This is a genomic window from Streptomyces sp. NPDC091376 (assembly GCF_044757085.1).
In the GTDB taxonomy this organism is placed as follows: domain Bacteria; phylum Actinomycetota; class Actinomycetes; order Streptomycetales; family Streptomycetaceae; genus Streptomyces; species Streptomyces pratisoli.
Genome location: NZ_JBIVUF010000006.1, coordinates 118,038 through 136,375, shown reverse-complemented (window position 1 = coordinate 136,375; position 18,338 = coordinate 118,038). Strand labels below are relative to the sequence as shown.

Below are 18,338 nucleotides of genomic sequence, written 5' to 3'. Positions count from 1 at the left end.
TCTGCGGGCTGCCCGTAGCTCCTGCTCGGGCAAGGCGGAGGCGTCGCGCCGGTGCGTAAGGTACCAGAGGCGTTCGCGCGGAGCACTGTCGAGCGTGAGGGCGAGCCCGGAGCGGGGTGGCTCGCCGAGCTGCCTGGGATCGTGGACGAGCTGCTCGGGCGTTGGGGGTGCGTGCCGGACGGCGACGTCATTCATGGCGGTGTCGGGGTCATCGTCCCCGTGCGACGGCGGGCAGGGGGACCGCTGTGCTGAAGGTGTCGTTTCCTCACCCCGGCAACGTCCATGAGCCGGACGCGTTCGCCGCGTGGGGTGGGCGCGGAGCTGTCCTGCTGTACGAGCGGGACGACGAGCGCTTCGCGATGCTGCTGGAGCGGGTCCGGGCGGCGACCCTGGCGGAGGTCGAAGACGGTGATCAGGTGGTCACTGTCGCGGGGCGGATCAGTCGCCGGCTGGCCATCCCCGCGCCACCCGGCCTGCCCCGGCTGCGGGAGCGGGCAGACGCCTGGGTGGTCGACCTGCGTGAGGACGCTGAGGTACTGCCCTACACGCTGCCGCATCAAGTGGTGGACGCCGCCGTGGCGACTGCCCATGAGCTGGGCCGCGCCCAGCCGGACACCCTCATTCACGGGGACCTCCATGCCAGGAACATCCTGCGCGCCGACCGTGAGCCATGGCTGGCCCTGGACCCGGAAGGTGCTCATGACCCCATCGTCCGTCAGTTCCCCGGTCCACCAAACCCGTTCACGCATCCGGTTCGCGGACGCGTGACGTGCTCGATTGACCCGCCACGCGCCACCAGCCACCCGCCAGATGCATGACGCCGGGTCAGGTCACCCGACGAGTGAGGTGCATGTGCCAGTTGGTGAGCCAGGTGCGCCCCTCGTCCACGGAGAAGGCCTGCTCCCAGTGGGCGCTGGTCTCCGTCATCTCCGACCAGACGAAGCGGACCTTCACCTTGCGGCCGAGGTGCTCGTCGTCGCCGTGGAAGACGCCTGTCCCGTCCGGCTCGAAACGGCCGGTCACGGGTGGGAAGAGCGTGCCGGTGCGGTTGCTCGCCCAGTACAGGGACCATGCGTCGGCGACGGGGTCGTACAACCGCAGCGTCAGTCCGGCGAAGCCCTTCGTCGGGAACTCGATCTCGTCGAAGCTGGCCCGCCCGTCGAAGTGGGCGGAGGCGCGGGTGAGGCCCGGGAACTCCTCCCAGCGGCCATCGCCGTCGGCCGGGTCGAGGAAGTCCTTGCGCCAACGGTTGATGACGTCGTACGTGCCGGTGAAGAAGCCGAAGCCGGTGCTGTTGTCCATGTGCCGGAGGCTAGGACAGGTCCACTGACACCAGTTGTCAGTGGACCTGGGTAGATTCCCTCGGCATGCGCGCCGCCCGACTCGTCTCCCTTCTTCTCCTGCTGCAGAACCGCGGACGGATGACCGCCGCCGGACTTGCGGCGGAGCTCGAGGTGTCCGTGCGTACGGTCTACCGGGACGTGGAATCGCTGGCCGCGGCCGGCGTCCCGGTCTACGGGGAGCCGGGCCACGACGGCGGTTTCGCGCTCGTCGACGGCTACCGCACCCGTTTGACCGGGCTCACGGCCGGCGAGGCCGAGGCGCTGTTCCTGGCCGGGCTGCCCGGACCCGCGGCCGATTTGGGGCTCGGCTCGGTGTTGACCGCGGCCGAACTCAAGCTGGAGGCCGCCCTGCCCGCCGAGATCCGACGGCACGCGAGACGCATCCGCGAGCGGTTCCACCTCGACACGCCCGCGTGGTACCGAGAGGCGGACGACGCCCCGCATCTGCCCGCCGTCGCGGCGGCGGTCTGGCAGCGCCAGGCGGTCCACGTCCGCTACCGGCGCTGGTACGCCCCGGAGATCGTGGAACGGCGGCTCGAACCGTACGGGATCGTGCTCAAGGCAGGCCGCTGGTACGTGGTGGCGCAAGTCGGCACCGACGCCCCCCGCACGTACCGCATCAGCCAGATCCTGGAGTTGCGGCCGCTCGGCGAGGAGTTCGTGCCGCCCGCGGACTTCGACCTGGCGTCGTACTGGCGGGCGCACACGGCGCGGTTGCAGGAATCGCTCTGGCAGGGGCACGCGGAGATCCGGATCTCCCCGGCAGGCGCCGAGCGGCTGCGGGAGATCGGGGTGCCGGCGGTGATCGACGCCGTCGAGGCGGGGGAGGAGGAGAACCCCGGTGGGTGGCGCCGCGCCCTCATACCGATCGAGAGCCTCACGCACGCGGAGGGCGAGCTGCTGCGCCTGGGCGCGCAGGTGGAGGTGGTGAGCCCGCCTGAGCTGCGGGAGCGGATCGCGGCAACGACGATGGCCCTGGCGGCGCTCTACGGCTGAAGGCGACAGACGGTGGCGCCGGCGGCGCTCGACCTGTGAAGGGAATGACCACGCCGGGGCAGCCCGTCCCGAACGCGGTCGCCCGGACCTTTGACCGAGCCTTCCAGGGACCGGCGAGGGCCATGAGGCGCTAGATGCCCATGGTGATGCGATGTGAGGCAGATGGCGCTCGCTCACACTGAGTACGTATCGCCGAAAGGAGCCACTCGTGACTTCGTCCTCGCGGCCGGGCGGACGCACGCCGGCCACGGACGCACGCTCGGGAGAGGCGGACCCTCGTAGGTGGCAGGCTCTGTGGGTCACTCTCGTGGCAGGCTTCATGATCCTGCTGGACGTGACCATCGTGGCTGTCGCCCTGCCGTCGATGCAGCGTGACCTGCACGCCTCGCCGGCCGAGGTGCAGTGGGTGGTCTCCGGATACGCCCTGACATTCGCGCTGGCACTCGTGCTGGCCGGGCGGCTCGGCGACGCGATCGGGCGGCGCCGTGTCTTCCTCCTCGCGCTCAGCGGCTTCGTGGTGTGCAGCGCCGCGGCAGGGGCGGCTCCGACCGTCATGCTCCTCGCGGTGGCCCGCCTCGCCCAGGGGCTGGCGGCGGGCTGCCTGGCACCCCAGAACTCCGCGCTGATCCAGCAGCTGTTCACCGGGGCGGAGCGCGGCCGCGCGTTCGGGTTCTTCGGCGCCACCGTCGGCATCTCGAGCGCGGTCGGCCCCATCACCGGTGGTCTGATCCTGGCCCTGGCCACCGGGCCGCAGGGATGGCGCTGGATCTTCTACGTCAACCTGCCCATCGGGGTGGCCGCCGTGCTCCTCGGCCGCCGTCTGCTGCCGCGCGTGCGCCCCGGCCGCAGGGGACACCTCGACGTGCCCGGCGTGCTGCTGCTGGGCGCAGGAATGCTGTCGGTCATGTTCCCGCTGGTGCAGGCGGCCTCCGGCGGCATCGCTCGCCTGTGGTGGCTGTTCCCGGTCGGGGCGGTCGTACTGGCCGGGTTCGCGGGCTGGGAGCGCCGTGTCGTGGGCCGAGGGGCGGAGCCCTTGCTCGACCCGTCCCTCTTCACCCGGACCCGTGGGTACGCCACCGGCGCGGCGGTGGCCACGTTGTACTTCATCGGCTTCAGCGGCGTATGGCTGGTGTTCGCGTTGTTCTTCCAGGTCGGCCTGGGCTTCACGCCCCTGCAGTCGGGCCTGGCGGTCACCCCGTTCGCGGTCGGGTCGGCGGGAGCGGCTGTCGTGGCGGGACGTCTCGTGGAGCGCCTGGGGCGGGTGCTGACGGTGTGCGGGCTGATCGCGGTGATCGCCGGACTCGGCGCGGCAGCGTTGCTGCTGCGCTTCGCCCCCACTCACATCGCGGCATGGGCGGCTGCGCCGGCCCTCCTGGTGGGAGGGATCGGCAGTGGCTTCGTCATCTCACCCAACGTGACGGTGACGCTGCGATGCGTCCCCGTGCACATGGCCGGAGCGGCAGGTGGCGTTCTGCAGACCGGACAACGGCTGGGAGGGGCCGTGGGCACGGCGGCATTGCCTGGCGTCTATTACCTGGTCCTGAACTCCACCGGCCACGACTTCCGGGCAGCGGTGGCGGCAGCCATCGCGGTCGCATTGATCGCCATCGCGGCGTCGCTCGCCATTGCCGCGATGGACTGGCGCCGTGACGCCCGTTCTGCCGTCGCGATCGCGCCCTGTCCGCCGGAGGCCGCGCACAGCCACACCCACGCGGCCCACGGCTGAGATCTGCCCCCAGCCCGGCCATGGCCGGGCGTGCACCGTTCGAGGCCGCCAAGAAGTCGGGAGCCGCGAAGTCGGGACCCGCGAGGTTGGGGAGGCGGCGCCGGAGAGTTAGTTTGGGATAAGCAACTAAGTCGGCCACTCGTTCAGCCGAGTGGTTCAGCCCTCCTCGCGGAGGTGCCCCATGACTGCGAAGTCTGCGGTGTCCCGCGCGGCGCGGAAGCGGGCCCGAGCCGCCGCTGACACGTCCCGCCCGCATGACAAATGGATCGTGCTGTCCAACACCACGCTGGGTGTTCTGATGGCCACGATCAACGCGTCGATCATGCTCATCGCGCTGCCCGACATCTTCCGCGGCATCCGGATCGATCCTCTGCAGCCGGGCAACACGAGTCTGCTGCTGTGGTTGATCATGGGGTATCTGGTGGTCACGGCGGTGCTCGTGGTCACCTTCGGCCGGATGGGCGACATGTTCGGCCGGGTCCGCATGTACAACGCGGGATTCCTTGTCTTCAGCGTGTTCTCGGTGCTGTTGTCGGTGACGTGGATGCGCGGCACGGTGGCGGCGCTGTGGCTGATCCTGATGCGGGTGGGCCAGGGTGTGGGCGGCGCGATGCTGATGGGCAACTCCAACGCGATCATCACCGATGCGTTCCCGGCTGAGGAGCGCGGCCTGGCGTTGGGTCTGAACCAGGTCGCGGGCATCGCCGGCTCGTTCATGGGACTGGTGCTGGGAGGGCTGCTCGCGCCCGTCGAATGGCACATGGTGTTCTTGGTGTCGGTGCCGTTCGGGGTGTTCGGCACCTTCTGGGCGTACCGGAAGCTCCACGACACCGGCGTCCGGCGGCCCGCCCGGCTGGACTGGTGGGGCAACCTGACTTTCGCCGTCGGGCTGATCGCCGTGCTGGCGGGCATCACCTACGGTATTCAGCCGTACGACGGGCACACCATGGGCTGGACCGACCCGTGGGTACTGGCCGCCCTGATCGGTGGCGCGGTCGTCCTGGTCGTCTTCGGGATCGTGGAGACCAGGGTCCCCGAGCCGATGTTCCGGATAAGCCTGTTCCGCATCCGTGCGTTCACCGCCGGGAACCTCGCGAGCCTGCTGTCCGGGATGGGCCGGGGCGGATTGATGTTCATCCTGATCATCTGGCTGCAGGGCATCTGGCTGCCCCGGCACGGATACAGCTTCACCCAGACCCCACTGTGGGCGGGCATCTACATGCTGCCGCTGACCGTCGGGTTCCTGATCGCCGGGCCGGTCTCGGGCCGGCTCTCCGACCGCTTCGGGGCACGGCCGTTCGCCACTGGCGGCATGGTCGTCGCGGCAGGCAGCTTCGTACTGCTCGCACTCCTGCCGGTCGACTTCCACTACGGGGCCTTCGCCGCGATCCTGCTGCTCAACGGGATCGGGATGGGACTGTTCGCCTCACCGAACCGGGCCGGGATCATGAACAGCCTGCCCGCGGACCAGCGCGGGGTCGGCGGCGGTATGAGCACCACGTTCCAGAACTCGGCGATGGTGCTGTCCATCGGGGTGTTCTTCAGCCTGATGATCCTCGGCCTGGCCGGCGCACTGCCGCACACCCTGTCCAGCGGCCTGGCAGCGCAGGGCGTGCCCGCCGCCGACGCCGACCGGCTGGCGGTGCTGCCGCCCGTATCGGTGCTGTTCGCCTCGCTGTTGGGGTACAACCCGGTCGAGACGCTGCTCGGCCCCCACGTACTGTCGCACCTGCCCGCCGGCCACGCCGCCTATCTGACCGGCCGTGGCTTCTTCCCCGCCTTGATCTCCGGACCGTTCGCGAAAGGCCTCACCACCGCGTTCGCGTTCGCCATCGTCGCCTGTCTCGTGGCCGCCGTGGCCTCCTGGCTGCGCGGCGGCAAATATGTGCACACCGACCAGCCCATCCCCGTCGGCGGCACGGATACCGCCCCCACACCGCCGATCCCGGCATCGACGGCATCGACGGCATCGACGGCATCGACGGCATCGACGGCATCGACGGCATCGACGGAACCGACACCGGGATCGATGCGTGGCTGCGTGGCACCGGAAGTAGCGGCCAGGCCGCGCGACGACAGACCCCGCGCCGCCGGGGACGCAACCTCCCATGCGTTCACGCTGATCGTCACGGCACAGGGCTACCGGCCTGCCGCGTACGTGATGACGACCAGCGGCGACAGCCGCCCCGCGTGGCCACCCGCCGCTGCGAACGCAACCTCCTGGGCGAACGGGCAGATCACCGGCGTGGTGTGCGGGCCGGGCCCGGACAGCCCGTTGCCCGGAGCGGTGCTACGAGCCGTCGATTCGTACGGCATGGTGCTGGCGCACGCCACCACCGGCCACGACGGCCGGTTCCTGCTGCCCGGCCTGCCCGACGACCACGTCACGGCAATCAGAGCGGAAGACCCGCCGGACCCGCACGGCCGACCGGGCGCCACCTTGCACCTCACAGTGGACGACACGCGGTCATGAACGCGCATCGGCACGCTCCAGCGGGCGCCCACGAGGGAGGAGCACAGGGTCGCGGTGCGGCGGCGGCCGGACCGTCAGCGCCGCCCTCGGACCATGACGAGGTCGCGACCCGGCTGCGGACGGCCGTCCTGCGTCTGGCCCATGGGCTACGCGCACCGGCAGAACGGCACGACCTGACCCCAAGTCGGCTGACCGCCCTGGGAGTTCTCTCCGCTCACGGTCCTCTACGGATCGGTGACCTGGCCCGCGGCATGAGCATCACCATGCCGAGCGCCTCCCGACTGGTCGACATCCTCGTGGCCGCCGACCTCGTGAGCCGCCGTCCCGACCCGCACGACCAGCGCGCTTGTCTCCTCGAACTCACCCCGGCCGGCACAGCCGTCCTGGACAGCGTCCGCCGCGAAAGCACGCAGGCACTGGCCACCCGGCTCGCCGCACTTCCCGAGGACCAGCTCGCCGCGCTCGCCGCCGTACTGCCCCAACTGGACACGCTAGCCGGGCAGTTGACCCCCGGCGAACCGCAGCCCCATGAACGCGCCACGACCGTCGGGAACCGATCGACCGCAGCACCGCACAGGGGAGTGACAAGCCCTGCCGACCCTGCTGATCCGCTGCCCGGGAAACCGCACGGAGGCGCTTCCACCACGGCATGACACCCCGTCGGCACGGCATGACACCCCGCCGACGGTGGCGCGCCGCAGAACGTACGAGGCAGGTAACGCCAGACCGGCCGGCGACCCCGGCGCCCTGCCCCGAGCCGGCCGCAAGCAGGCCGGGGAACTCGGAGAGACGCCGACGGGACGACGGCCTACTGCCAGGGTGGGGGAGCGAAACGCTCGTCAGTCGCGAGCGCCCGTCCTCAGCCGGTGGGTCGGGACGAGGGCAGCTCGGGCGTGCTGGCGAAGAGATCGAGGTACATCCCGCCCGCTATGAACAGCCCGATCGCGCCGACGATGACGCCGCCCAGGGCTACGGACTTCACCCAGGGCCGGGTGTCGGCGCGCTGAGCGTGGAGGGCCAGCAGCACACCGCCGATGACGAGCGCGGCCAGGGCGAAGAAGCCGTTCACGAGGGCCGCAGTGTGCCAGGGGGCGCTGTAGAAGGCGTTGATCTGGTCGCCGCCACCGCCGGTGCTGGCTTCGATCTGTCCGATCAGCTCCTTGCGGGAGCGCAGCATGTCGGTGAGCGAGGTGCCGGTGAGGGAGCAGATGCCCAGCCCGGCGCTGACGACGGCGGCGGCTCCTGCCGCGAATCCGCCTGCGGGAGCGCTGTCGGCGGGGGTGTCCGGGAAGTCGTCGTCCGCGTCGTCGGACGCGCTGGTGTGCTCTTCTTCCTCTCCCGTGGCCTTGTCGAGGGGCTCCCGAGGCGGTATCCGGTCGGGGGTCTCTTCGCGCTCGCTCTCGGGGTTGCTGTTGGCGGCTTCGGTGATCTTGGAGTTCTCAGTAGCCATGGAACTCCACCCTACGGATCATTCGCTAAGTGTCCAATAAAGCTCTTCCCACGGCGGGCGTGCACGTCGATCGCAGCACGTGGCCGACATCGACCACGGCACCCCACTGACATCGACCGACGGATCGCCGCCCTCCGGGCCCTCCCGCGTCAGCGGCCCTTGCGTACCCGGGCCGCTGCGCGGGCCTCCGCGGTCCTGCGGGCCTCGGTCGCTTTCCGGGACTCCTTCGCGGGGCGGCCCGGACGGGTGCCGAGGCCGCGGAAGGGGGCGTTCCCGCTGGGCTTCCCCCCGGCCGGCGGGCGCTTCGCCCCGGTGATGGCGGTCAGCTTCGCGTCGCCGGAGCGGACCTGGGTGACGGTGGGCCGGATCCCGGCGTCGGACATGATCCGGTTCACATCCCGCCGCTGGTTGGGGGTGACCAGAGTGACCACGTTCCCGGACTCGCCGGCGCGTGCCGTGCGCCCGCCACGGTGCAGGTAGTCCTTGGCATCGGCCGGCGGGTCGACGTTGACGACGAGGTCGAGCGCGTCGATGTGGATCCCCCGAGCCGCGACGTTGGTGGCCACCAGCACGGTGATCTCACCGTCCTTGAACTGGGCGAGCGTGTGCGTGCGCTGCGGCTGCGACTTCCCGCTGTGCAAGGCGGCGGCCCGTACGCCGCTGGCCCGCAGGTGACGGGTGAACTGGTCGACGCCGGCCTTGGTGTCAAGGAACATCAGTACCCGGCCGTCGCGCGCGGCGATCTCGGTCGCGGTCGCGTACTTGTCGGCGCCGTGGATGTTGAGCACATGGTGCTCCATCGTGGTGACCGAGCCCGCCACCCTGTCGACCGAGGCGAGCACCGGGTCGTGCAGGTGGCCCCGCACCAGTTGGTCGACGTTGCGGTCCAGCGTGGCCGAGAAGAGCAGGCGCTGCCCGTCCGAGCGGACCTGGTCCAGGATGTCGGAAACCTGTGGCAGGAAGCCCAGGTCGCACATCTGATCCGCCTCGTCCAGCACGGTGATCCGCACCTGGTTCAGATGGCAGTCGCGACGCGACACCAGGTCGGTCAGCCGCCCCGGAGTCGCGATGACCACCTCGGCGCCGGTCCGCAGCAGTGCCGACTGCCGGTTGATCGACAACCCGCCGACCACCGTCGCCAGTCGCACGTTCAGCGCCTGGGCGTACGGCGCCAGCGAGTCGCTCACCTGCTGCGCGAGTTCCCGGGTCGGCACCAGGACCAGTGCGAGCGGCCGCTTCGACTCCGCTCGCAGACCTGCTGTACGGACGAGCAGTGCAAGCCCAAAAGCGAGTGTCTTTCCGGAACCGGTCCGCGCACGGCCGAGGACGTCACGGCCTGCCAGCGCGTTGGGCAGGGTCGCCGCCTGGATGGGGAAGGGCTCCTTCACCCCGAGGCCGGTCATCGCCATCATCAGCTCCGGCGGCAGTCCGAGTGCCTCGAACGATTCGGTTGGCGGCAGGCCCGGGACCACCGTCGAGGGTGTCGAGAGGTCCCCGTGAGGGGCCGGTGCTGTCGCAGGCCGAGGCCTACCCTCACGGGAGAATCCGGGGGCCGACGGCTGCGCGTTCATGGGAGAACCTTCCTGGGTCTGGCGCCCGGAACGCACCAGGGCCCATACCCATGGGTACGGGCCCGGCGGTGTCGAAGCGTGCCGCCATTTTACCAGCGGGCCCCCGGAAGCCTGCCGGTCGGACGATGCCGTAGCCGTAGCCGTAGCCGTAGCCGTAGCCGTAGCCGTAGCCGTAGCCGACGCCGGTGACGGTGCGGTGGGCATGGCACCAGTCGATGCGTCCACGAGGCTCGCGCCAAGTGGAGAAACCCCGGACCGGCGGGCTGCTCTTCCGCCTAGGATCCCGATCATGTTCAAGTCAGGGGTGGGCTTCCTCGCGTTGTTCGGGCTCGGCTGGTGGCTGCTGGGCTCGAGCGCGTTCGACGGATCGACGCGGCTGGTTCTGCTCGTAGTTGGCTGTGCCGTCACGGTGGGGCTGATGCTCGCCGCGCGCCGTTTCCTTCCTGCGTCGGCAGGGGACCCGTTCCCCGTTGGCCGGCGTCGGCGGTTCAACCAGATCAACGGGCTTCAGTGGCTGCTGATCATCGCCATCGTCGTCGTCTGCCGTCAGGTCGGCGTGCCGGTGCTCGTTCCCCCACTCATCGCGGTGGTCGTCGGGCTCCACTTCCTGCCGTTGGCGGCGGTGTTCGAGCAGCCTCGACTGCGCATACCTGCGGCCCTGTTGATCGCTTCCGGGTCGGCGGGCATGACCATCTGGCTGGCGAACGGCCCGGACGAGACCGTTCGCCTCGTGGTGGGCCTCGCTTCCGCGCTCTCCCTGTGGGGCATGGCGACATGGACCGTCATAGGGGCGGCATCCGCTGCCGAGCAAGGGGCAGGCAGAGAGGTATCCGGCGGCGCGTGACAGCCACCCTGCCTCGGTGGAAGAGCGAGTACGCGTGTGTGAGACCACAGCACCTCCGCGTCCTCGTCGACAGGGCGAACGGCGCCTGATTCGCGAGGCCCCGGTGGCGCTCGCTGTCAGGAACATCGCGCCTGGCCCGTTCCTTCGCTGAGCAAGTAATATGCGGTCCATGTCACGCACCGCACGGCAGCCGGGTGTCCCCGAGCGAGGGCTGCAACCCCTCACCCCGGACGAAGAGGCCGTCGTACGGTCCCTTCCGCACCTCATCCACGCCCTGCCGCGCGCCATCGACGCCGACATGGTCCGGGAGCAGAGGCTTTCCCTCGCCGAGTACATGGCTCTGGTGCACCTGTCCGAGGCTCCGGACCGTCAGTTGCGCATGGGCGATCTCGCAGACGCCTGTGAGATGTCGCTCAGCGGTATGACGCGTCTGGTGAGCCGGCTGGAGAGCCAGGGGCTCATCCAGCGGGCCAGGTCGGATCAAGACGCCCGTGGCTGGAACGCAATCCTCACCGATACGGGCCTCGTCCGCCTGGAAGAGGCCTGGCCGGACCATTTGTCCGCCGTCCGCCGTCACTTCCTCGATCACCTTGCGGGCTTGGATCTCAAGAAACTCGCAGCGGCTCTGCACAGCGTCGGTACGTGACCGGCGCGGGCACGCCCGCACGGGCCTCTGGGTCGCGCAGGCCCGTTCCCACGGGCGGATGTTGCCCGCCGCCATCCTCCAGGCCGCCGGTGGAGGCGGGGCGGCCCACCCCGGTAGCTCCTCGGCCGTCGGGGCCGGCGCAGACCCGCGCCCTTCTCGTCGCAGCCAAGTGTCCAATATGTAACGTTCTGTAATCCGTTGCTGTGACCCGCCAGGCCTGCGTGCCCTCGGAGGCGAGGGGCGCCTTGCGTGGCTCCCTCGCGATGGCCGCCCGCGGCTCTTGGTTGACACTTAAACTACATTCGGCAAGTATTTGATGCGTCAAGCAATTAGTTGCTCCGTCGACGTCGGGTGTCCGGGGAGCCGGTAGGAGGAGTCATGACGGCCACAGCGTTCCAATTGGGGCTGGACTCGTTCGGGGAGGTCGCCACCGACGGCGACCGGCCGCTGAGCGATGCAGAGACCGTTCGCCTGTTGATCGAGGAAGCCCGGCTCGCCGAAGCGGTGGGGCTCGACGCGTTCAGCGTCGGGGAGCACTACCGAGCAGGTCACAACGACAGCGCCACCCCCGTCCTGCTCGCCGCGATCGCCACCGCGACGGAACGCATCCGGCTCGGCACTTCGGTGACCGTGCTCAGCACCAACGACCCCGTGCGGCTCTACCACGAGTTCTCCACGCTGGATGCCGCCTCGAACGGCCGCGCCCAGCTCGTACTGGGGCGGGCATCGGCCACGGAGTCGTTCCCGCTGTTCGGCTACGACCTCGCCGACTACGAGGAGCTGTTCGAGGAGAAGCTCGACCTGTTCATGCGCCTCCAACGCGAGGAGACGGTGACCTGGTCGGGCCGGTTCCGGCCGCCGCTCGTCGAGCAGCGACTGCGTCCCCGGATGCCGCCCGGTGGCATCCCCACCTGGATCGGCGTGGGCGGCAGCCCGAACTCCGTGGTCCGCGCGGCCCGCTACGGCCTGCCGCTCATGCTGGCGGTCATCGGTGGACGCCCCCAGCGCTTCGCCGGCCACGTCGAGCTCTACCACCGGACGCTCGAACAGTTCGGGCACGCCAGGCAACCCGTCGCCCAGCATTCGCTCGGGCTCGTCGCCGAGACCGACGAGGAGGCGATCGAGACCTGGTGGCGGTACTGGCAGCCGGTCGTCACCGCCATCGCGGAGGAGCGCGGGTTCTACAAGCCGACCCGCGAGCGCTACCTCGCCGAAGTCGGCAAGGGCGCGCTGTTCGTCGGCTCTCCCGAGACGGTGGCGCGCAAGATCGCCACGATGGCCCGCGATCTGCACCTCAGCCGCTTCGACCTCAAGTACGACGTCATGAACCTTCCCCGCGAAGCCCGGGCCCGCACGATCGAGTTGCTGGGCCGCGAAGTTGCCCCCCGGGTGAGGCAGCTGCTCACGAAGGAGCCCAGCCATGTCTGATCTCGTGTTCGGTCTGGACACGTTCGGCGATGTGCCGACGGACGACTCGGGCCACCCGGTGTCCGATGCGCGGGCCATCCGGCTGGTTCTCGATGAGGCCGTTCTCGCGGAGGAGACCGGCGTCGACGTCCTCGCACTCGGTGAACACCACCGCCCGGAGTTCGCGATCTCCTCTCCGGAGACCGTGCTCGCCGGCATCGCCACTCGTACCAGCCGTATCCGCCTCTCCTCCGGCGTGACCGTGCTGAGTTCGGACGACCCGGTCCGCGTGTTCCAGCGGTTCTCGACCGTGGACGCGCTCTCGAACGGCCGGGCCGAGGTCATCCTCGGGCGCGGCTCCTTCACCGAGTCGTTCCCGCTCTTCGGCTACGACCTGAGCGACTACGACGTGCTGTTCGAGGAGAAGATCGAGCTCTTCGCCAAGGTGCTGGAGGAGAAGCCGGTCACCTGGAGTGGCACCACGCGGGCTCCGCTCAAGGACGCCGACGTCTTCCCCAGGACCGAATCCGGGCACCTGAGCACCTGGGTCGGTGTCGGTGGTTCTCCCCAGTCGGTCATCCGCACCGCGCGCTACGGCTTCCCGCTCATGATCGCCATCATCGGCGGCAGTCCGGAGCGCTTCGCGCCCTACATCGACCTGTACGAGCGAGCCACCGACAAGTTCGGCACGACCGCTCACCCGGTCGGAATGCATTCGCCCGGTTTCATCGCCGACACGGACGAGGAGGCCCGGGAGCTGCACTGGCCGCACTACAAGGTCATCCGTGACCGCATCGGCGCGCTGCGGGGCTGGCCGCCGATCCGCAAGGAGGAGTACGAGGCCGAGATCGAGCACGGCTCGCTCTACATCGGCTCTCCCGAGACGGTCGCCCGCAAGATGGCCCGTGCCGTCAAGACGCTCGGCGTCGGCCGTTTCGACCTCATCTACACCACGGGGGCACAGCCGGTCAGCGCCCGCCTGCGCACGGTCGAGCTGTACGGCACCAAGGTGCTTCCGATGGTCCGCGACATCCTCGCGGGCTGACGCCATGAATGGAGCAGGCATGAACACGACTTCCACCACCGCCGCGGAGCGCACGGTCGGCATCCTGGGTGCGGGGAAGGTCGGTACGGTGCTGGCACGCCTGGCTCTGGCAGCCGGCTGTCGCGTACTCGTCGCCGGATCGGGCGACCCTGCCAGGATCGCGCTCACCGTCGAAGTGCTCACGCCCGGCGCCGTCCCGGTCACCGCTGCAAGGGCCGCGGCGGAGGCGGATGTCGTCATCCTGGCGCTGCCGCTCGGCAAGTACCGGACCGTTCCGGCCGAGGCGCTGCGGGGCAGGCTCGTGATCGACGCCATGAACTACTGGTGGGAGGTCGACGGCATCCGCGACGACCTCACCGACCCGCTCACCTCCTCGAGCGAGATCGTGCAGGCGTATCTGCCCGGAGCCCGGGTGGTCAAGGCGTTCAATCACATGGGCTACCACGATCTCGAGGATGGCGCCCGGCCCGTGGGAGCGCCGGGACGCAAGGCGATCGCGATCGCCGGAGACGACCCGGACGACCTGGCCACCGTCGCGGACCTCGTCACCGCTTTCGGCTTCGACCCGGTCACGGCAGGTCCGCTCGCCGACGGAGTACGACTCGAACCGGGCACCGAGCCTTTCGGCGCGAACGTCGATGCCGGGGAGTTGCGTGCGATGCTCGTCCGATTCCCGGAATCGGAGCGCGGACGGGCCGTGACCAGCGCGCGGGCCGCCGCCTCGGCGTCGAGCGGCCGAACCGCCTGACCGCCGGAGCTGTGCTTTCCGCCCATGCGGCGCTCGGCCGTCGGCGGTCGCTGCCCGACTTGTCGGCGCGCTGGTCGTTGGTGCGTTCATGACGCCTTCTCCCGTTGGGCGTTGGCCGGCGTTCCATGCCCCGCGCGGACGTATGACGGGAGTGCGGTGCCGTCGGGCAGCAGTTCGCCGCCGTCCTCGAAGCGCACGACCTTGTTGCACAGCAGGTACCAACCCTGCTCGGGGTGGGGTACGAGGATCCGGGCGGCATCACGCTGGGGCGACTTCGCTCCCGGGCACCGGGGCTGGTGTTCACACATGGCTGACTCCTTGTCACATTGGTCTGATGCGGTGCTGTTGTCGGTGTCACGACGACGGCCGGTCATGATGTGTGTCCTTCGACGGACGGCGACGGCGGCGCGTCGCAGGCCGTTGCGCGGTCATGAGACGCGGCCGTCCGGGCGCTTGCGGGTCGCGTGGCGAGATCCACGTGACGCTGTGCGGTGGCCGGGGCGGGCTCTTCAGGGGTGGTCGCGGGGGAGCGGCGGTTGATCAGCAGCACGCCGACGATGATGACGGCGCCGCCTGCCACCTCGAGGAGGTGGGGGACTTCGGACAGCCAGACGAAGGAGACGACGAGGGTGACCGGCGGAACCAGGTACAGGGCCGCGGTGGAGACGGCCAGCGGCAGCCGGGCCACGGCGTAGCCCCAGATGACGAACCCCAGGGCCGAGGGCAGAAGGCCGAGGTAGGCCACCGAGACCAGGGCACCCGTCGGGACGGTGGCGACGGCGCGCAGTGTCGCCGGGAGCAACGGCAGAGCGAAGACGGTGCCCGCAGCCATCGCGTACGTCGCGACCTCCATGCCGCTGTAGCGGCGCAGGAGGGGCTTGGAGACGACGTGGTACACGCCTTGCACGACGGCGGCGGCGAGTACCACGAGCGCACCGGCGGAGAAGCCCGTGGAGCCTCCTGCGAGCGCGACGATCCCGGAACCGACGATGGCGACACCGCTGCCGATGAGGACACGGCGCGTCACCGGTTCGGAGAGGAACGTCCTGCCCAGCAGCACGCTGAAGACAGGAGCGACGGAGATCAGCATGCTCGCGGTGCCCGCGGACACGTGGACCTCGCCCCAGTTCAGCAGTACTTGGTAGGCGGTCATGCCGGTCACGCCCGCGAGCGCGATCAACGGCAGGTCCCGGGACCGGGGGCGGCGGACCCCGAGGAACGGCGCGACCACCATCAGAGCCACGGCGGCGATGGCCAGCCGCAGGAAGGACAGTGCCGCCACACCCAGGCCTTCGACGCCGACCCGGATGGCCGGGAATGCGGAGGCCCAGAGCACGACGACGCCCATGAGAGCGAGGAAGCTGCGGGAGGTGATGTGTGCGTTCACATCTCCTACGGTGCGCCTCACCAAGCAGAAGGTCCAGTTAGTTGTTTTTGGTGGATCGTAAAGCCCTCCTGAATTGAATCAGGGAGGGCGTGAGGGGTGACCCGGGGCACCGGCGAGGCCTGGCGGAGCGCGAGCGGCAGGGGCCCGGCCACGGCGTCTCTCCGATGGGCGGCGCCCTCAGTCGTGCTCCTCCTCGAGGATCGTGGTGGTTTCGGCCGCCGCACGCTGCAGGAGCTCCGCGAGGTGGCGGATGTCGGGGCGGCGGGACGTGCCGCTGCGGCTGACGGTGTAGACGGTGCGGGTGACGGGGCGCTGCAGGCGATGCAGGCTGATCGGCCCCCGCGTGGCGTCCGGGAGGGTCATGCGAGGCAGGAGGGCCGCTCCCGCGCCCGCGGCGACCAGCGCAGCCAGCACGGAGAAGTCGCCGCTGCGGGCCCGGACGGCCGGAACGAATCCGGCTGCGCCGCAGGCCCGCTGGATCATCTCGTAACAGGACGTCTCCGGGCCCGGCGTGAGCCAGGGGCTGCCGGAAAGGCGCGCGAGATCCACGGGCTCACCCGGCACGATTCCCATGCGGGCGGCGTGATCGGGGTGGAGCGCGAGCAGGACGGGTTCCTCGAGAAGCTTGGTCTGCTCGCATCCGCTGGGAAAGTCCCGTGGCAGCACCGTGTACCCATGGACGACGGCCAGATCGACGTCCCGGCGGCGCAACGTCTCCAGGGCGGCGTCGGGCTCCTGTTCGACGAGCTCCAGCGTCAGCGAGACGTCGGCTTCCTCCCCCGTGCCGAGGATGCGCTTCCAGAGCGGAGCGATCAGCGTGCGGGCCGCGGAGGCGAAGGCGGCGACGCGCACGGTGCCATGGCCGCCACCGCGGATGGCCTCGAGATCGGACTCGGCGGCAGCCAGATCGCTCAGCACGATCTCGGCGTGGGACACCAGCAGCTCACCGACCGCGGTCAGGCGCAGGGTGCGCCCCTGCTTCTCCACGACGGGCATCCCCACTTCCCGCTCCAGCGCCGCGAGTTGCTGCGAGATGGCAGGAGCGGTCAGATGCAGCGCCTGGGCTGCGGCCGCGACCGTACCGTAGGTGGAGAGGTACTGCAGGATCCTCAGTCGTCGCACGTCAAGCATGAAGACGTCCTTATGCGTAGCGCGTGGAACGTCAAGCGTAACCGTTTCGGCGTTCGCCGGTCCGATCGCGCGGCTCTCACGGCGCCGTGTCACCGCCGGCGCCCGTCGGTCTGCCCAGGTCGTGGGGCCGTGTGGTTGCGGGGCGCCGCGAGGGTCCGGCAGGCGCGGCGCGGCTATGACCTCTGGTTATGCTCCGCATTGCGTGGGGCCATATCGCTCGCGGCCGGTGGGACCTGCCCGCCCCCGGCGAGAGCCGTGACGAATTCCTCCAGGTCGGCTCCCAAGGGAGTGCCGGAGTTCCAGACGGCCTCGTAGGCGATCTCGACGGGTGCCCCGGCCGTCAGGAGGGGGCGGCAACTGGAGTGCTCGAGCGCGACCTTGGAGCGCGGCAGGAGCGCGGCGCCCAGGCCGATCGCCGCCCACTCGTCCACCGCCCGGAAGCTGGCGGCTTCGCCCGGGTAGGTGTGCAGCGCCAGGTCGTGGCTGTGGAAGAGCTCGGTCGTGAACGTGGTCAGTCCGCAGGTGCGGGGGCCGAGGATGTAGGCGGCGTCGGCCACGGCACGGAGCTCGGCGGGGCTGTCGTCCCCGGCGGCGTCCGGATCGATCACGACCACGGGTTCGCGGGCGACGACGCGGTGCCGGAAGGCGGGCATGCCGGGCACGGCGGGGACGAGGACGATGTCCAGCCGGCCTGCCTCGAGGTCGCTGCTCAGGGGCTCGAGGTCCGCCTCCCGCAGGACCAGGTCGCGCGGACGCTCCAGGGTGCGGGCGGCCTCGAAGGCGCGGGCGACGAGGTCGGCCCCGATCAGCGGTGACACGCCCATGCGGATCGTTTCCGTGACCGGTTGGGTCAGTCGCCCGGTCTCGGCGACGAGCTGGTCGAGGGCGCTGAGGACGTGGTCGATCAGGGGCAGGGTCCGTGCGCCGTGTGCGGTGGGCCTGACCCCGCGTGGTGAGCGGTCGAAGAGCTTGACGCCGAGCTCGGCCTCCAGCCGGGCGACGCCGTTCGACAGAGCCGGCTGGGTCACCCCGTAAGCGCGTGCGGCGTCGCTGAAGGACTTCGTCCTGGAAACGGCCTGGGCGTAGCGCAACGCCTCGATGTTCACGATTCTCTCCTCCAAGCCATAGCCAGACGTTATGCCCGCATTCCTGATGATCCTCTACCGCGGACAAGCGGAGCGCCCTACGGTCGTAGGCGTCCCCGGGTCAGTGACCGCGCCGGTCCAGGGTAGATCAGTCGCCCTTCATAATGGGCAAACAATTACTAACTGGACCTTTCGCTTCATGTCACGCATTCTCGGTGAGGTGAGCGCACGCACTGGCTCCCCAGCCCTCCTCGCCGTGCACATGCCGTAAGCCGGCGAGGCGACCACGCCTCCCGCGTGGATCTGCGGACGCTGACATGCCTCAACTGCGCAGGTAGTACTACGTCCGTGCCTGATCGCGGACCCACCGGAACGACGGGCTGTTTCTGACGCAACCCGTTCGAGATCACGAGCGCCGTAGAGAGCCGTACGAGATCCGTACGCGAACCCGTACGAGATCCGGAACGTCTCCCCTCGGCCCTGATC

The 18,338-nt window shown here is 70.0% G+C and carries 16 protein-coding genes and 1 pseudogene; 10 read left to right on the top strand and 7 right to left on the bottom strand.

The features are described from left to right. Positions 1-51: 51 nt before the first annotated feature. A pseudogene (locus ACIQMR_RS14945) lies at positions 52-707 on the top strand (aminoglycoside phosphotransferase family protein); the annotation flags it as partial. A gap of 118 nt (positions 708-825) precedes the next feature. On the opposite strand, the gene ACIQMR_RS14940 reads toward ACIQMR_RS14945, so the two are convergent. Continuing rightward, positions 826-1,302 (bottom strand): hypothetical protein, encoded by a 477-nt coding sequence (locus tag ACIQMR_RS14940; RefSeq protein WP_401386104.1) that lies wholly within the window; start codon positions 1,300-1,302, stop codon positions 826-828. 65 nt (positions 1,303-1,367) lie between these two features. Between ACIQMR_RS14940 and ACIQMR_RS14935 the strand changes: the two genes are divergently transcribed. The 4 genes from ACIQMR_RS14935 to ACIQMR_RS14920 all read left to right on the top strand — a co-directional run bounded on the left by ACIQMR_RS14935 (position 1,368) and on the right by ACIQMR_RS14920 (position 7,191). Continuing rightward, entirely contained in the window at positions 1,368-2,339 is a 972-nt protein-coding gene (locus ACIQMR_RS14935) for a helix-turn-helix transcriptional regulator (protein WP_401386102.1), read from the top strand. A 208-nt stretch (positions 2,340-2,547) separates the two neighbouring features. After that, on the top strand, positions 2,548-4,065 hold the full coding sequence (locus ACIQMR_RS14930; protein ID WP_401386099.1) for an MFS transporter: 1,518 nt from the start codon (positions 2,548-2,550) through the stop codon (positions 4,063-4,065). A gap of 181 nt (positions 4,066-4,246) precedes the next feature. Next, a complete protein-coding gene (locus tag ACIQMR_RS14925; RefSeq protein ID WP_401386096.1) occupies positions 4,247-6,538 on the top strand; it encodes an MFS transporter in 2,292 nt (763 codons plus the stop codon). Then, the gene (locus tag ACIQMR_RS14920) at positions 6,535-7,191 is read left to right on the top strand and encodes a MarR family winged helix-turn-helix transcriptional regulator (RefSeq protein WP_401386094.1); all 657 of its coding nucleotides are present in this window, start codon (positions 6,535-6,537) and stop codon (positions 7,189-7,191) included. Before ACIQMR_RS14925 ends, ACIQMR_RS14920 begins: the two co-directional genes overlap by 4 nt. Before the next feature lie 206 nt (positions 7,192-7,397). Here the strand turns inward: ACIQMR_RS14920 and ACIQMR_RS14915 are convergent, their stop codons facing one another. Further along, the gene (locus ACIQMR_RS14915) at positions 7,398-7,988 is read right to left on the bottom strand and encodes a hypothetical protein (RefSeq protein ID WP_401386091.1); all 591 of its coding nucleotides are present in this window, start codon (positions 7,986-7,988) and stop codon (positions 7,398-7,400) included. 149 nt (positions 7,989-8,137) lie between these two features. Then, entirely contained in the window at positions 8,138-9,559 is a 1,422-nt protein-coding gene (locus tag ACIQMR_RS14910) for a DEAD/DEAH box helicase (protein WP_401386088.1), read from the bottom strand. Between the two features lie 289 nt (positions 9,560-9,848). Here ACIQMR_RS14910 and ACIQMR_RS14905 point away from each other — a divergent pair, with 289 nt between their 5' ends. From ACIQMR_RS14905 to ACIQMR_RS14885, 5 genes are all read left to right on the top strand, one after another. After that, positions 9,849-10,403 (top strand): hypothetical protein, encoded by a 555-nt coding sequence (locus tag ACIQMR_RS14905; RefSeq protein WP_401386085.1) that lies wholly within the window; start codon positions 9,849-9,851, stop codon positions 10,401-10,403. Positions 10,404-10,572: 169 nt separating this feature from the next. After that, positions 10,573-11,049, top strand: coding sequence for a MarR family winged helix-turn-helix transcriptional regulator (locus ACIQMR_RS14900; protein WP_401386082.1), 477 nt, complete (start codon positions 10,573-10,575; stop codon positions 11,047-11,049). A gap of 378 nt (positions 11,050-11,427) precedes the next feature. After that, entirely contained in the window at positions 11,428-12,477 is a 1,050-nt protein-coding gene (locus ACIQMR_RS14895) for an LLM class flavin-dependent oxidoreductase (protein ID WP_401386079.1), read from the top strand. After that, positions 12,470-13,501: an LLM class flavin-dependent oxidoreductase gene (locus tag ACIQMR_RS14890; RefSeq protein ID WP_401386076.1), complete on the top strand. Its 1,032-nt coding sequence runs from the start codon at positions 12,470-12,472 to the stop codon at positions 13,499-13,501. Before ACIQMR_RS14895 ends, ACIQMR_RS14890 begins: the two co-directional genes overlap by 8 nt. Positions 13,502-13,520: 19 nt before the next feature. Further along, the gene (locus ACIQMR_RS14885; RefSeq protein WP_401386073.1) at positions 13,521-14,249 is read left to right on the top strand and encodes an NADPH-dependent F420 reductase; all 729 of its coding nucleotides are present in this window, start codon (positions 13,521-13,523) and stop codon (positions 14,247-14,249) included. 86 nt (positions 14,250-14,335) lie between these two features. Here the strand turns inward: ACIQMR_RS14885 and ACIQMR_RS14880 are convergent, their stop codons facing one another. The 4 genes from ACIQMR_RS14880 to ACIQMR_RS14865 form a co-directional block, all read right to left on the bottom strand. Next, entirely contained in the window at positions 14,336-14,557 is a 222-nt protein-coding gene (locus ACIQMR_RS14880) for a DUF5999 family protein (protein ID WP_401386070.1), read from the bottom strand. Between the two features lie 62 nt (positions 14,558-14,619). Further along, entirely contained in the window at positions 14,620-15,636 is a 1,017-nt protein-coding gene (locus tag ACIQMR_RS14875) for a DMT family transporter (protein ID WP_401386067.1), read from the bottom strand. Between the two features lie 177 nt (positions 15,637-15,813). Next, on the bottom strand, positions 15,814-16,767 hold the full coding sequence (locus ACIQMR_RS14870) for a LysR family transcriptional regulator (protein WP_401386064.1): 954 nt from the start codon (positions 16,765-16,767) through the stop codon (positions 15,814-15,816). A gap of 173 nt (positions 16,768-16,940) precedes the next feature. Continuing rightward, positions 16,941-17,873: a LysR family transcriptional regulator gene (locus ACIQMR_RS14865; protein ID WP_401386061.1), complete on the bottom strand. Its 933-nt coding sequence runs from the start codon at positions 17,871-17,873 to the stop codon at positions 16,941-16,943. Between the last annotated feature and the right edge of the window lie 465 nt (positions 17,874-18,338).